Origin of the sequence: Streptomyces sp. NPDC052023, from assembly GCF_044548465.1 — a bacterium.
GTDB lineage: Bacteria > Actinomycetota > Actinomycetes > Streptomycetales > Streptomycetaceae > Streptomyces.
Genome location: NZ_JBIUBW010000003.1, coordinates 161,004 through 173,938 on the forward strand (window position 1 = coordinate 161,004; position 12,935 = coordinate 173,938).

Genomic DNA, 12,935 nt, shown 5'->3' on the forward strand with positions numbered 1-12,935 from the left:
GCAGCGCCCCGCAACCGACCGAAAGGCCTTCCGTGTCCCCGACTCCCGCCCGCATCACCGCCGTCGACACCTACGACATCCGCTTCCCCACCTCCCGCGAGCTCGACGGCTCCGACGCGATGAACCCGGACCCCGACTACTCGGCGGCCTACGTCGTGCTGCGCACCGACGCCGCCGACGCGCACGAGGGGCACGGCTTCACCTTCACCATCGGGCGGGGCAACGAGGTCCAGGTCGCCGCGATCGAGGCGCTGCGCGGGCATGTGACCGGGCGTGAGGTCGACGAGCTGTGCGCCGACCCCGGCACCCTCAACCGCGCCCTGATCGGCGACAGCCAGCTCCGCTGGCTCGGACCCGAGAAAGGCGTGATGCACATGGCGATCGGCGCGGTCGTCAACGCCGTCTGGGACCTGGCCGCCAAACGCGCCCGCAAGCCGCTGTGGCGACTGCTCGCCGACGCCGAACCGGAGTGGCTGGTACGGCAGATCGACTTCCGCTACCTCACCGACGCCCTCACCCCCGAGGAGGCGCTGGACATCCTGCGGCGCGGGCGGGAGGGAGCGCCGCAGCGCCGGGTCCGGCTGCTGGAGCGCGGCTACCCCGCGTACACGACCTCGCCGGGCTGGCTCGGCTACGACGACGCCAAGCTCACCCGGCTCGCCACCCGGGCGGTCGCCGACGGCTTCCGGCAGATCAAGCTCAAGGTCGGCGCGGACCTCGACGACGACATCCGCCGCTGCCGGGCCGCCCGCGCGGCCGTCGGCCCTCACGTGCGCATGGCGATCGACGCCAACCAGCGCTGGGACGTCGCCGAGGCGATCCGCTGGACCAGGGCCCTCGCCGAGTTCCACCCGTACTGGATCGAGGAACCCACCAGCCCCGACGACATCCTCGGCCACGCGGCCATCCGCCGGGCCGTCGCCCCGGCCAAGGTCGCCACCGGTGAGCACGCCCACAACCGGATCGTCTTCAAACAACTCCTCCAGGCGGGCGCCGTCGACGTCCTCCAGCTCGACGCGGCCCGCGTCGGCGGCGTCAACGAGAACCTCGCCATCCTGCTGCTCGCCGCCAAGTTCGGCGTCCCGGTCTGCCCGCACGCCGGCGGCGTCGGCCTGTGCGAACTCGTCCAGCACCTCGCGATGTTCGACTACCTCGCGATCTCCGGCACCACCGAGGACCGGGTCATCGAGTACGTCGACCATCTCCACGAGCACTTCCTCGACCCGGTCCGCATCCGCGACGGGCACTACCTCGCCCCGACCGCGCCCGGTTTCTCGGCCACCATGCATCCCGAGTCCCTCGCACGCCACACCTTCCCCGGCGGCACCGTCTGGGCCGCCGCACCCGACGGAAAAGCGCACCGGAAGGGGCAAGCGGCATGACCGAATTCGAGGGCCTGAAGGCCCTGGTGACCGGCGGCGCCTCCGGCATCGGGCGCGCCACCGCGGAACTCCTGACGGAGCGGGGCGCCCTGGTCGCCGTCCTCGACCTGTCGAAGACCGACGTGCCCTTCCCCTCCTACGAGGCCGACGTCACCGACGACGCGTCGGTACGGCAGGCGGTGGCGGACGCCGTCGCCGGCCTCGGCGGACTCGACGTGCTGGTCAACAACGCCGGCGTCGGCGCCCAGGGAACCGTGGAGGACAACGACGACGCCGAGTGGCACCGGGTGTGGGACGTCAACGTCGTCGGCATGGTCCGCACGGCGCGCGCCTGCCTGCCGCATCTGCGCCGCTCGACCCGCGCCGCGATCGTCAACACCTGCTCCATCGCCGCCACCGCGGGCCTGCCGGCCCGTGCCCTGTACAGCGCGACCAAGGGCGCCGTGTACTCCCTCACCCTCGCCATGGCGGCCGACCACGTCCGCGAGGGCATCCGCGTCAACTGCGTCAACCCCGGCACGGTGGACACCCCGTGGGTCGGCCGTCTGCTCGACGCGGCCGGTGATCCGGCCGCCGAACGCGCCGCGCTCCAGGCCCGCCAGCCCACCGGCCGGCTCGTCACCCCGGCCGAGGTCGCCGGTGCCATCGCCTACCTGGCCGGCCCGCTGTCCGGCGCCACCACCGGCACGGCCCTCGCCGTCGACGGCGGCATGCAGGGCCTGCGCCTGCGTCCGGAGGCCCGGTGACCCTCCCCCGCGGACTGGGCTTCGGAGCCGCCGGCATCGCCAGCCTGTACACCGAGGTCACCGACGAGCAGGCCCATGACGCGGTGTCCGCCGCCTGGCGGCGCGGCATCCGCTACTACGACACCGCACCCCACTACGGCCTCGGGCTGTCCGAACGCCGCCTCGGCGCCGCGCTGCGCGAGCACCCGCGCGGGGAGTACACGGTCTCGACCAAGGTGGGCCGCCGCCTGGAGCCAGGGGCCGACGCCGGCGACGACCTGGCGAACGGCTTCGCCGTCCCCGCCACGCACCGCCGGGTCTGGGATTTCACCGCGGACGGGGTACGGCGCACCCTGGACGGCAGCCTGGAACGGCTCGGCCTCGACCGCGTCGACATCGTCTACCTCCACGATCCCGACGACCACGCAGAGTCGGCCTTCCGGGACGGCTACCCGGCCTTGGAGAAGCTCCGCTCGGAGGGCGTGGTCGGCGCGATCGGCGTGGGCATGAACCAGGCTGAGATGCTCACCCGCTTCGTCCGCGACACGGACGTCGACGTGGTGCTGTGCGCGGGCCGCTGGACGCTGCTGGACCAGAGCGCGCGCACGGCGCTACTGCCCACGGCCGTCGAGCGAGGTGTCTGCGTGGTCGTCGGCGGTGCCTTCAACTCGGGCCTGCTCGCGGATCCCAGGCCGGGAGCGACGTACAACTACGTCGAGGCTCCCGCCGTGTTGCTGGACAAGGCCGTGCGCATGGAGGAGGCCGCGCGGCGCCACGGCATCACGTTGCGCGCCGCGGCACTGGCCTTCTGCATGGCCCATCCGGCGGTGTCGAGCGTGCTGGTGGGCGCCCGTTCGGCCGATGAGGTCGACGACTGCGCCGATCAGTTCGCCACACCGGTCCCCGCCGCCTTCTGGCTGGAATTGCGGGAGACCGGCCTGCTGGTCACCGAGGAGCCATGATGAAAGTGGCCCTGCGCACCAAGGGGCGCGCGGATCGCGTCACCGACTACGAGGCCGCCCACCGCGAGGTCCCCGGGGAACTCGTCGCCGCCATCCGCGCGGCGGGCGCCACCTCCTGGACGATCTGGCGCAGCCGGACGGACCTCTTCCACGTCCTGGAGTGCCACGACTACGCCCGCCTCTGGGAGCTGCCGTGACCGTGGACGCGCACCACCACGTATGGGACCTGTCAATCCGGGACCAGGACTGGATCACCGGGCCCGAACTCCGGCCGCTGCGGCGCGACTTCACGCTCGCCGACCTCGCACCGGAGGCAGCCGCGGCCGGCGTCGACCGTACCGTCCTCGTCCAGACCGTCACCGTGCCCGAGGAGACCCCGGAGTTCCTCGCCCTCGCGGCCGGGCACGACCTGGTCGCGGGCGTCGTCGGCTGGACCGACCTGACCCGCCCGGACGTCGCAGGCGAACTGGCCCGGCTGCGTGAACTCCCCGGCGGGCATCACCTGAAAGGCATCCGCCACCAGGTGCAGGGCGAGCCCGACCCGGAGTGGCTGCTGCGGCCGGACGTACGCCGCGGTCTCGCCGCCGTCGCCGACGCGGGCCTGGTCTACGACCTTCTCGTGCTGCCCCACCAGTTGCCCGCGTGTGTGAAGGCGGCCGCCACGCTGCCCGGCCTGACCTTCGTCCTCGACCATCTGGGCAAGCCGCCGCCGGCCGCCGGACCGCCGGAGCCCTGGGCGTCGGACATCCGGGCGCTGGGCGAACTGCCCAACACCGTCTGCAAGGTGTCGGGCCTGGTGACCGAGACGGACCGGGGCCTGTGGGGCGGGACCGCATGGCCGCTCGCTCCGCTGCGCCCCTGGTGGGACACCGCGCTGGAGGCCTTCGGGCCCGGCCGTCTGATGTTCGGCTCGGACTGGCCGGTGTGCACGGTCGCGGCGACCTACGCCCAGGTGTCGTACCTCGCGGGCGCCCTGGCGGCCGACCTGAGCCCGGATGAGCGCGCCCAGTTCTTCGAGACGACCGCGACCCGCGTCTACGACCTCTGAGCGGCCCCCGTCAGGCGGGTCGGCGGCAGGTACTCGCGCACGAACGTCCGGTCCCAGCACGCCCCCGTCTCCCGCAGCTCCCGCCACGTCGTGTACCGGTAGCGGAAGAGGCGGGCGCGGATGAAACGCGGGGGAGTGTCCGCGGGGAAGGGGGAGCGGCGCAGCAGCTTCAGGGTGTCGCGGTCGTTCTCCAGGAGCCGCTCCACCAGGGCCCCGAACCACGGACCGGCGTAGGACGGGGAGAGCGCCGCGAACCACATCAGCCAGTCCAGCCGCAGATGGTACGGCGCGAACTGGCGTGGCCAGTACCGGGGATCACCGGGCTTGCCCTTGAACTCGTACTCCCGCCAGTCGGAGTCCGCGCGTGGCGTGTCGTCGCCGGTGCCCTCGAGGACCACCTCGTAGCGGACCCGGCCGACGCTGCCGAAAGCGCCGTAGGTGTTCACCAGGTGAAGCGGGTCGAAGGAGCGGTTCATGACCTGGCTGCGGGAGATCATGTTGGTCACCGGGTGATAGCTGAGGAACGCGATCAGGGCGGCGACGGCCAGCACCACGACCACGTACCAGAGCGGGGCCCCGGGGACGGGCGGCGCGTCGGCCGGGAACCTGATCGCGGCGAGGGCCAGCACGATGGTGATCCAGTTCAGCCAGGAGAAGTTGCCGGACAGGACCAGCCACAGCTGGGTGACGATCATCAGCGCCGCGGCGGCCGTCGCGACCGGCTGCGGGGTGAACAGAAGGACCGGCACGACGAGTTGGGTGAAATGGTTGGCGGCCACCTCCACGCGGTGCAGCGGCCGCGGGAGATGGTGGAAGAACCAGCTCAGCGGGCCCGGCATCGGCTGGGTCTCGTGGTGGTAGTCCAGACAGGTCAGCTTGCGCCAGCAGGCGTCTCCGCGCAGCTTGATCAGGCCCGCGCCGAACTCCACCCGGAACAGGATCCAGCGCAGCAGGAACAGCACCAGGACCGGCGGCGCCACCTCGTCGTTGCCGAGGAACACCGCGAGGAAGCCGACCTCCAGGAGCAGGGACTCCCAGCCGAACGCGTACCAGGTCTGACCGACGTTCACGATCGACAGGTACAGCAGCCAGGGCACCACCCACAGCAGCATCCCGGCCCACAGCGGCACCAGCGAGTCCACGCCCGCCAGCAGCGCCGCCGACACCGCGCAGCCCGCCCACGCGCACCCCGCGAAGAACCGGTCGGAGTAGTGGAGGTGGAACAGGCTGGGCGCCCGCTTGAACGGCACGGCCCCGGTGAAGCGCGGGACCGGGAGCATGCCGCGTGCCCCGATCAGCGCCCTGAACTGGAGGGCAGCCGTCAGGAAGGCGACCAGGTAGACCGCCGCCAGGGCGCGCTGGAAGACCAGCCGGGTCAGCCAGTAGTCGGATGCGGTGAACCACTCCACGGTCGAGCGCTCCTCTCCTTCGTTCCGGCGCCGTCCTCCGGGCTCCGGAGGGACTCACTGCTGGTAGTCAGGCGCTCCGTTTGCGTGACCCATGTGAGTGAAGCAGACAATGGTGGCGAAAACCCCCAGGACGAGGCGGGAGAACGTGGTGCGCATATCCACCGGAACCTTCGTCACGGCCTGCGCGCTCTCGGTGGCCCTGTGCGCCGCCGGGTGCGGCGCGGGCGGCGAGATGAGCACGAGTGCGAGCGGGGAACTCCTGCTCCAGCCGGTCGAGGACCAGGGCCCGGACCCCTTCACGGCGTCCACGGCCACCTCCCCGGCTACCCCGGCCCCCGTCACCCGAACGCCGCAGTCGGTGCCCGTCGGCCGCTCGGGCCCCGGCGTCGCCGCCCCCGCCGATCTCACCGGGGTGCGCTCCCTCTCCGGCTGGACCCCCGGCCTCTACGGCGGGCGGGCCCAGTCAGGCAGCTGTGACGTCGACCGGCAGATCCGCCTGCTCACCGCCGACCCCGGCAAGGCCGCCGCCTTCGCCGACGCCACGGGCGTTTCCCGGGCGTCGATACCGGCCTATCTGCGCGGGCTCACCTCGGCCGAGCTGCGCGCCGACACCCGCGTCACCAGCCACGGGTACCGCGCCGGGGGCGTCACCGCCCAGCAGGCCGTCCTGCAGGCGGGCACGGCGGTCCTCGTGGACAACCGGGGTGTGCCCCGCGTCCGCTGCGCCTGCGGCAACCCGCTCGGCGCGCCCGTCGCCATGGAGGGCACGCCGGGCAGCGGCGGCCGGGCGTGGGAGGGGTACGAGCCCGCCGAGGTCATCATGGTGAGTCCGGCGCCCGAGACCATCACCAACATCACGCTGCTCAACGTCGTCGACGACACCTGGATCGAGCGCCGGATCGGTCACGACGTCCGCCACGACAAGGTCGTCCCCAGGCCGCAGTGGCAGCCGCAGGGCGGTGAGACGGGCCTGCCGGGCGACGGGACCGTCCTGGCGGAGGGCGGCGCGAGGACGGCCCCGCTGCCGCGGGAGCCCGCGACCGGCACGGCTGCCCCGGCCGCCGAGGGCGACGCCCCGCTCCTCCCGCCGGAGAGCGACGGGGCGGCCCCCGCGCTGCCCGAGGGGGAGCCGGCCGGCCAGGCGCTGCCGCAGGAGCCCGCCGGGCCCCGGGATCTCTCCGAGGAGATCGGCCCCCCGAGCGTTCCGGAGATCCCCGATCTGCCCGACGGCGGCGGCCTGATCCCGGACGACCCGGACGTGAGCGACGACCTGGGCGCCGTGGGTGACGTGGGTGACGTGGGCGAGCCGGGCGACGTGGGCGGACACGGTGACGCGGGTGGGTCCGGTGACGCGGACGCGCCGGAGACCGCCGACAGCATCTTCGGCAGCATGACGGACATCTTCGCGGGCTGAAGCGCAGCGACATGGCCCCACCGCGCAACCGAGCCGATCCGGTCGAAGAATCGGTCAAATCCTGGCAAGGTGGGCGCATGGTTGATCGGGGAGCGAGCGCCCTGTCACTCCCGGACGACTGGCCCGCCCACCCGGACCCGATCCTGGCGCTCAACCAGATGGGCAGCTTCGACTGGGACCTGGACACCGGCCTGTTCCACATGGACGCTCAGGCGCACGAGGTCTTCGACGTGCGCCCCGAGGAGTACGACGGCCGCCCGGAGACCCTGAACCTGCGGGTCCCGCCGGCCGAGGGACGGCGGCTGGACAGCCTGGTGGCCCAGGCCATCAAGGACGGCAGCGAGAACTACGGTGCGTACTTCCGCATCCGCCGCCGCGACGGCACGCTGCGCTGGACCCACACCCAGGGCTACATCCGCCGCGACGCCACCGGCCGGCCGCGCCGCATCATCGGCATCGTCCGGGACGCCACCCGCGAGCTGAACGAGTACGCGGCGCGCCGCGACCAGACCGCCTGGAACCTGGCCACCCGCCGTGACCAGACCAACGTCGTGCAGCTCATCACGGCCGCCCTCGCCAACGCCCGGACCGTCCAGGACGTCATCGACGTCCTCAAGGACACCCACGGTGTCACCCATCTGGGCGCGACCAGCCTGGTCATGGGCCTGGTGGAGGCCGGGCGCATCCGGCTGGTCGCCGAGGGCCCCGAGGGCAGCTTCGTCCCCGGCACCCTGGTCACCCGGATCGACGAGCCGTATCCGATGAGCGAGGTCGTGCGCACGCTCGCCCCCCGGTTCATCGAGTCCCCCGAGGAGTTCGCCGAGAGCTATCCGATCCTGTGGCCGCACATCACGGACCTCGACATCACCTCGGCCGCCTACCTGCCGCTCATCGTCCAGGCCCGCCCCATCGGCGCGATGGGCCTGCTCTACGGCGACCGGCGGGGCTTCACGACGGAGGAACGCAACATCCTGGTCGCCCTCGGCAGCAGCATCGCCCAGAGCCTGCAACGCGCGATGTTCTACGAGCAGGAGAAGGACCTCGCCGGTGGACTCCAGCAGGCCATGCTGCCGCGCACCATCCCCAGCGTGCGGGGCGCCGACGTCGCGGTGCGCTACCGGTCGGCCTCCGTCGGCCGGGACATCGGCGGCGACTGGTACGACCTGATCCCGCTGCCGGGCGGCCGGGTCGGCGCGGTCATCGGCGACGTCCAGGGTCACGACACGCACGCGGCCGCCGTGATGGGCCAGCTGCGGATCGTGCTGCGCGCGTACGCCGCCGAGGGCCACACCCCGGCCACGGTGATGGCGCGGGCCTCCGTCTTCCTGCACGAGCTGGACACCGACCGTTTCGCGACCTGCCTGTACGCAGAGGCCGACCTCGCCACCGGAGTCGTCCAGGTGGTCCGGGCCGGCCATATCGACCCCCTGATCCGGGCGCCCGACGGAAGCTGCCGCCGCGCCTCCGTGGAGGGCGGCCTGCCGCTCGGCCTGTCCGCCGAGTTCGGGCGCCTGGCCTACCCCGTCGGCACCATCGAACTGGACCCCGGGCACACGCTGATCCTGTGCACCGACGGCCTGGTCGAACAGCCGGGCGCCGACCTCGACGACGGCATGCAGGTGCTCACCGCGCTCGTCGCCTCCGGCCCGCAGGACGTGTGGAAACTCGCCGACCTGCTCAGCGAGGTGGCGGAGGAGCGCGGGGGCGACGACGACGTGGCCCTGCTCCTGCTGCGCCGACGGGGCGCGGACGCCCCGCAGAGCGGCGGCCGGCTGCAGCAGCACGTCGCGCCCGGCGACCCGGAGGCCCTCAGCCAGGCCCGGCACATGACCCGCGCCGCCGTGCGGGCCTGGGGCGCCGCCGACCGCGCCGACGAGGTCGAACTCGTCGCCGACGAACTGATCACGAATGCCCTGATGCACACCGAGGGCGCCGCGATCGTCACCCTGCGGGTCATCTCCGACACCGACCGCCGGCTGCGCGTCGAGGTGGAGGACTCCTCCAGCGCCCTGCCCCGCCGCCGCGAGGCCGGCGACTCCGGCGTCTCCGGGCGCGGCCTGCTCCTCGTCGACATGCTCACCGACGTGTGGGGTGTGGAGGCGCGGGGCGGCGGCAAGTGCGTGTGGTGCGAGTTCGTGGTGCCGGACCGCGGCTGAACGCCGGGTGCCGTCGGCGGCCGGGCACCTGGCACCGCCGGTCACTGATGGCACTCTTGACGTATGCCGGAACTGCCCGAGGTCGAGGCGCTCAAGGACTTCCTGACCGAGAACCTCGTCGGTCACGAGATCGTGCGCGTACTGCCGGTCGCCATCAGCGTGCTGAAGACGTACGACCCACCGCTGTCGGCCGTCGAGGGCCACGAGGTCGTGGCCGTGCGCCGGTACGGCAAGTTCCTGGACGTCGAGACCGGTGGCGGCCCGCATCTGGTGACCCACCTGGCCCGGGCCGGCTGGCTGCACTGGAAGGACCGCCTCCCGGACGGCCCGCCCCGCCCCGGAAAGGGACCCCTCGCCCTGCGCGTGGCCCTGGAGACCGGTGCGGGCTTCGACCTCACCGAGGCCGGCACGCAGAAGCGGCTCGCGGTGTACGTCGTGGCCGACCCGCAGCAGGTCCCCGGCGTGGCCCGGCTCGGCCCCGACCCGCTCGCCGGCGACTTCGACGAGGCGCGTCTGACCGCCCTGCTCCAGGGCGAGCGCCGCCGGCTCAAGGGCGCCCTGCGCGACCAGAGCCTGATCGCCGGCGTGGGCAACGCGTACAGCGACGAGATTCTGCACGCCGCGAAGATGTCCCCCTTCAAACTGGCCGCGTCCCTCACCCCCGAGGAGACCAGGAGACTGTACGAGGCCCTGCGCACGACGCTCACGGAAGCCGTCGAGCGCTCGCGGGGCGTGGCGGCCGGGCGGCTCAAGGCCGAGAAGAAGAGCGGTCTGCGGGTGCACGGCCGTACGGGGGAGCCCTGCCCGGTGTGCGGCGACACCATCCGCGAGGTCTCCTTCAGCGACTCCTCGCTCCAGTACTGCCCGACCTGCCAGACCGGCGGCAAGCCGCTGGCCGACCGCAGGCTGTCCCGGCTGCTGAAGTGAGCGTCAGCGGGACGGCGGCCACCACTCGACGAGCAGGATCGTCGCGTCGTCGCGCAGCCGGCCGGGCTGGGCGTCGAGGATCGAGTGGATCAGCTTGCGCAGCGTCTCCGGGGCGAGTTCGCCGGCGGCGGTGGCCCCGGATGACGTAGTCGGCGAACCGCTCCGGACCGAACTCGCCGCCGTCCCTGGTCCGCGCCTCGGTGACCCCGTCGGTGTACAGCAGGACCCGGTCGCCGGGCTGGAGCGCGATCTCGTGCACCTGCCGCGACCGCGCGGCCAGCAGCGACGGCACCCCCATCGGCGGATCGGCCGCCCGTTCCATCGCGTCCACGAGAAGCCGCTGGTCCCTGATCAGCAGGGGTGCCGGATGACCGCGGTTGCTCCAGCGCAGCACGCCCCTTCTCTCCCCTCGTCGGGATCGTGCCGCGTCGGGTCACGTCGTTCAGCAGTCTCATACCGCCGTGTGGCACCCGCCCGGCGAGGTTTCGCACGATTAGGGACCAAAGTCCCGAATACGGACAAGGGGGAGATGGGCAGAGACGGTCGGGAGGAACAACCGCCCCACCCGTACGAAAGGCTTTGAGGACCCACGATGCCGACCGTCGTCACCACGGCCCCGCCCGAGCCCGTCACCACGGCCCCCCACGCAAGCGCCGCCCGCCCGGCCCGCGACGCCCCCGACACCGCGGCCGCCTTCCGCAGTCTTGCCGCGCTGCCCGCCGGGCCGGAGAGGGAGCGGGTGCAGGAGGACCTGCTGCGGGCGTGGCTGCCCATGGCCCACCGGATCGCCTGGCGGTTCCGCGACAAGGGGGAGAGCACGGAGGACCTGCGGCAGGTCGCCGCACTGGGGCTGCTGAAGGCGATCCGCCGGTTCGATCCGGGCCGTGGCCCCTTCGAGCCGTTCGCGATACCGACGATCAGGGGCGAGCTGCGCCGCCACTTCCGGGACCGGATGTGGGACGTGCGGGTGCCCCGCCGGGTCCAGGAGCTGCGCAACACGGTGCGGGCCGCCTACGCCGAGCTGGCGCACGTCCCCGGCGGCCGGCGGCCCACCGTCACCCAGCTCGCCGACCGTACCGGCCTGGGCGAGGAACAGGTGCGCGAAGGCATGGCGGCCCTGGAGAGCTACAGCGCCCTGTCCCTGGACGCGGCGAACGCCGACGCCGGGGCCGACGCGGGCGGGCCGAGCATCGCGGAACTGCTGGGCGGACCCGACGACGGCTTCGAGCTGGTCGTCGACCGCGAAAGCGTCAAGGACGCGGTGAGGCGGCTGCCCCCGCGTGAGCGGGCCATCCTCTATCTGCGCTTCTTCGAGGACTGGACCCAGAGCCGGATCGCCGAGCGGCTGGGCATCTCCCAGATGCACGTCTCCCGGCTCCTGACGCAGATCTGCGCCCGGATCCGCGACGAGACACTGCACCCCGCCGAATCCGGCGACCCGCAGAAGCCCACCTAGGTCCTAGTGGGCGTCCAGCGTCACGAGCCGCTCCCCGGCCGTCGTCCGCACCTCGTAGCGGTCGATCTGGTCGGGGTGCAGGGCGGTGGCGCCCCGCATGGTGTTGGGGCGGGCGTCGTGCCGGGGCACGGTCCAGTTGGTCGCCGTCTCCTCCGAGCCGTCCCCGCCGATCACGACCAGCCGGCAGGCCCGGGGCCCGGCCGCGTCCTTGACCTCCAGCACCACCTTGCTGCCCCAGGGCACGTCCTCGGTCGTGATCTGCGCCCACACGCCGGAGCGTTCGTCGGTGGCCGAAACCCGCACCGCCTGCTCCCCGCGCTCGGCCACGATCGCGACCGCGGGGCCGGCCAGGGCGCACACCACCGCGGCGGCCACGGCGAACAGCCGCAGCCGGCGGCCGGCCCGGTGCCGTGCCGCGACCTCGCCGAGCAGCCGGTCCAGCAGCCGGGGCCCGGCCCCCGCCATGGGGTGCACGGCGCGCGGCGTGGCCCGCCGGTAGAGCATCAGCTGCCGGGCGGTGGGCCCGAATTCAGTGACCTGTACGGTGCACTGAGGGCACTCCATGAGGTGGTCCTCGAAACGGAAGGCGTCCGTCTCGTCCAGCACGCCGAGCGCGTAGGCGCCGACGTCGCGATGCCTCTCCAGGGACCTCATGCCGAATCCTCGTGCCTTTGGGTGCGGGTGGGGTTACTCCTTGCTCCCATCGGTACGGACCAGGCACCGGAATCACTCAAGGCCTCTACAGAATCGCAACCAAGGGATTCGGAGCGCCCGGCCCGAAGGATTGGTCGGATTCCCGCCGAATCCCGTGAGCGGCTGCCGGCTAGAAGAGATGGATGGCCAGATGTCCCAGGGGCAGCCCCAGCTGCCACGCCGGCGTCCACACCTTCGGGCCCTCCTCCTCGCCCACCACCGGTCCGCCGCCCGGTACCGCGTTCAGGTCGGGCGCGAGCAGCTCGGTCTCCTGCAGCCAGCGCCAGGCCGCCTCCGCGAGCTCCAGGTCGGGTGCCGGCCCACCGGACTCCACCGCCTCGGTGGCCACCTGTTCCATGCGCTCGTGCACCCAGTCCTGCCACGGCTGGTCGTACGCCGTCAGCGACAGCCAGGTCTCCAGCTGGGAGACGACCCGGATGCCGGACAGCTCACCGTCGGTGTCGGACAGGAAGATCGTCAGCGCCAGGGCGTCCCGCCCGGCACGGAACTCGAAGGACGTCGGCGGCATCAGGTCGCCGGTCCGCAGCAGTTCGTCGGCGATGTACTCGGCGTACAACCAGGCCATGGGGACGGTGAGTTCACCGCCACCGGTGCCGCCCATGCTCTGTTGACCTCTGTGCTGCATCCCTTCCTGCCTTCCTCCGGTGGTGCGCGTCGCCCGACCCGGCTCTCCAGTCCGGAACACGGATGAGGACAGCCGATTACTCAACCGGGGTCCTCAGCAAGGCGCTTTACGGAGGCT

At 72.7% G+C, this 12,935-nt stretch carries 11 protein-coding genes and 2 pseudogenes; 9 read left to right on the top strand and 4 right to left on the bottom strand.

What is annotated here, in order from left to right:
- Positions 1–32: 32 nt before the first annotated feature.
- The 5 genes and pseudogenes from ACIHCM_RS08265 to ACIHCM_RS08285 all read left to right on the top strand — a co-directional run bounded on the left by ACIHCM_RS08265 (position 33) and on the right by ACIHCM_RS08285 (position 4,117).
- Positions 33–1,382, top strand: a complete 1,350-nt coding sequence (locus ACIHCM_RS08265; protein WP_399891033.1) for an enolase C-terminal domain-like protein — start codon at positions 33–35, stop codon at positions 1,380–1,382.
- Positions 1,379–2,128 carry an SDR family NAD(P)-dependent oxidoreductase gene (locus ACIHCM_RS08270; RefSeq protein WP_399891036.1) on the top strand — a complete coding sequence of 250 codons (750 nt, stop codon included), beginning with the start codon at positions 1,379–1,381 and terminating at the stop codon, positions 2,126–2,128. The genes ACIHCM_RS08265 and ACIHCM_RS08270 overlap by 4 nt, the downstream gene beginning before the upstream one ends.
- Positions 2,125–3,069, top strand: a complete 945-nt coding sequence (locus ACIHCM_RS08275; RefSeq protein WP_399891039.1) for an aldo/keto reductase — start codon at positions 2,125–2,127, stop codon at positions 3,067–3,069. The genes ACIHCM_RS08270 and ACIHCM_RS08275 overlap by 4 nt, the downstream gene beginning before the upstream one ends.
- Positions 3,069–3,251, top strand: a pseudogene (locus ACIHCM_RS08280) (L-rhamnose mutarotase); the annotation flags it as partial. The gene ACIHCM_RS08275 and the pseudogene ACIHCM_RS08280, both read left to right, overlap by 1 nt.
- Before the next feature lie 11 nt (positions 3,252–3,262).
- Complete coding sequence (locus tag ACIHCM_RS08285; protein WP_399891042.1) at positions 3,263–4,117, top strand: amidohydrolase family protein; 855 nt, start codon at positions 3,263–3,265, stop codon at positions 4,115–4,117.
- Here ACIHCM_RS08285 and ACIHCM_RS08290 read toward each other — a convergent pair.
- A complete protein-coding gene (locus ACIHCM_RS08290; RefSeq protein WP_399891045.1) occupies positions 4,105–5,526 on the bottom strand; it encodes a lipase maturation factor family protein in 1,422 nt (473 codons plus the stop codon). The genes ACIHCM_RS08285 and ACIHCM_RS08290 overlap by 13 nt on opposite strands.
- 148 nt (positions 5,527–5,674) lie before the next feature.
- Here ACIHCM_RS08290 and ACIHCM_RS08295 point away from each other — a divergent pair, with 148 nt between their 5' ends.
- The 3 genes from ACIHCM_RS08295 to ACIHCM_RS08305 all read left to right on the top strand — a co-directional run bounded on the left by ACIHCM_RS08295 (position 5,675) and on the right by ACIHCM_RS08305 (position 10,023).
- A complete protein-coding gene (locus tag ACIHCM_RS08295; protein WP_399891047.1) occupies positions 5,675–6,940 on the top strand; it encodes a DUF6777 domain-containing protein in 1,266 nt (421 codons plus the stop codon).
- A gap of 77 nt (positions 6,941–7,017) precedes the next feature.
- On the top strand, positions 7,018–9,096 hold the full coding sequence (locus ACIHCM_RS08300; protein ID WP_399891050.1) for a SpoIIE family protein phosphatase: 2,079 nt from the start codon (positions 7,018–7,020) through the stop codon (positions 9,094–9,096).
- 63 nt (positions 9,097–9,159) lie between these two features.
- Positions 9,160–10,023, top strand: a complete 864-nt coding sequence (locus ACIHCM_RS08305) for an Fpg/Nei family DNA glycosylase (protein ID WP_399891052.1) — start codon at positions 9,160–9,162, stop codon at positions 10,021–10,023.
- A 3-nt stretch (positions 10,024–10,026) separates the two neighbouring features.
- Here the strand turns inward: ACIHCM_RS08305 and ACIHCM_RS08310 are convergent.
- Positions 10,027–10,420: pseudogene (locus tag ACIHCM_RS08310) on the bottom strand (PP2C family protein-serine/threonine phosphatase); the annotation flags it as partial.
- Positions 10,421–10,615: 195 nt separating this feature from the next.
- On the opposite strand from ACIHCM_RS08310, the gene ACIHCM_RS08315 reads away from it, so the two are divergent.
- Positions 10,616–11,479 carry a SigB/SigF/SigG family RNA polymerase sigma factor gene (locus tag ACIHCM_RS08315; RefSeq protein WP_399891055.1) on the top strand — a complete coding sequence of 288 codons (864 nt, stop codon included), beginning with the start codon at positions 10,616–10,618 and terminating at the stop codon, positions 11,477–11,479.
- Positions 11,480–11,482: 3 nt separating this feature from the next.
- On the opposite strand, the gene ACIHCM_RS08320 is transcribed toward ACIHCM_RS08315, so the two are convergent.
- Together ACIHCM_RS08320 and ACIHCM_RS08325 are read right to left on the bottom strand one after the other, a co-directional pair.
- Positions 11,483–12,133 carry a zf-HC2 domain-containing protein gene (locus tag ACIHCM_RS08320; RefSeq protein ID WP_399891058.1) on the bottom strand — a complete coding sequence of 217 codons (651 nt, stop codon included), beginning with the start codon at positions 12,131–12,133 and terminating at the stop codon, positions 11,483–11,485.
- Between the two features lie 169 nt (positions 12,134–12,302).
- Positions 12,303–12,818 (bottom strand): hypothetical protein, encoded by a 516-nt coding sequence (locus ACIHCM_RS08325; RefSeq protein ID WP_399891060.1) that lies wholly within the window; start codon positions 12,816–12,818, stop codon positions 12,303–12,305.
- Between the last annotated feature and the right edge of the window lie 117 nt (positions 12,819–12,935).

Coding starts and splice junctions, on each gene's coding strand:
- ACIHCM_RS08270 (WP_399891036.1), top strand. CDS start 1,379: ATGACCGAATTCGAGGGCCTGAAGGCCCTGGTGACCGGCGGCGCCTCC.
- ACIHCM_RS08300 (WP_399891050.1), top strand. CDS start 7,018: ATGGTTGATCGGGGAGCGAGCGCCCTGTCACTCCCGGACGACTGGCCC.
- ACIHCM_RS08305 (WP_399891052.1), top strand. CDS start 9,160: ATGCCGGAACTGCCCGAGGTCGAGGCGCTCAAGGACTTCCTGACCGAG.
- ACIHCM_RS08315 (WP_399891055.1), top strand. CDS start 10,616: ATGCCGACCGTCGTCACCACGGCCCCGCCCGAGCCCGTCACCACGGCC.
- ACIHCM_RS08320 (WP_399891058.1), bottom strand. CDS start 12,133: ATGAGGTCCCTGGAGAGGCATCGCGACGTCGGCGCCTACGCGCTCGGC.
- ACIHCM_RS08325 (WP_399891060.1), bottom strand. CDS start 12,818: ATGCAGCACAGAGGTCAACAGAGCATGGGCGGCACCGGTGGCGGTGAA.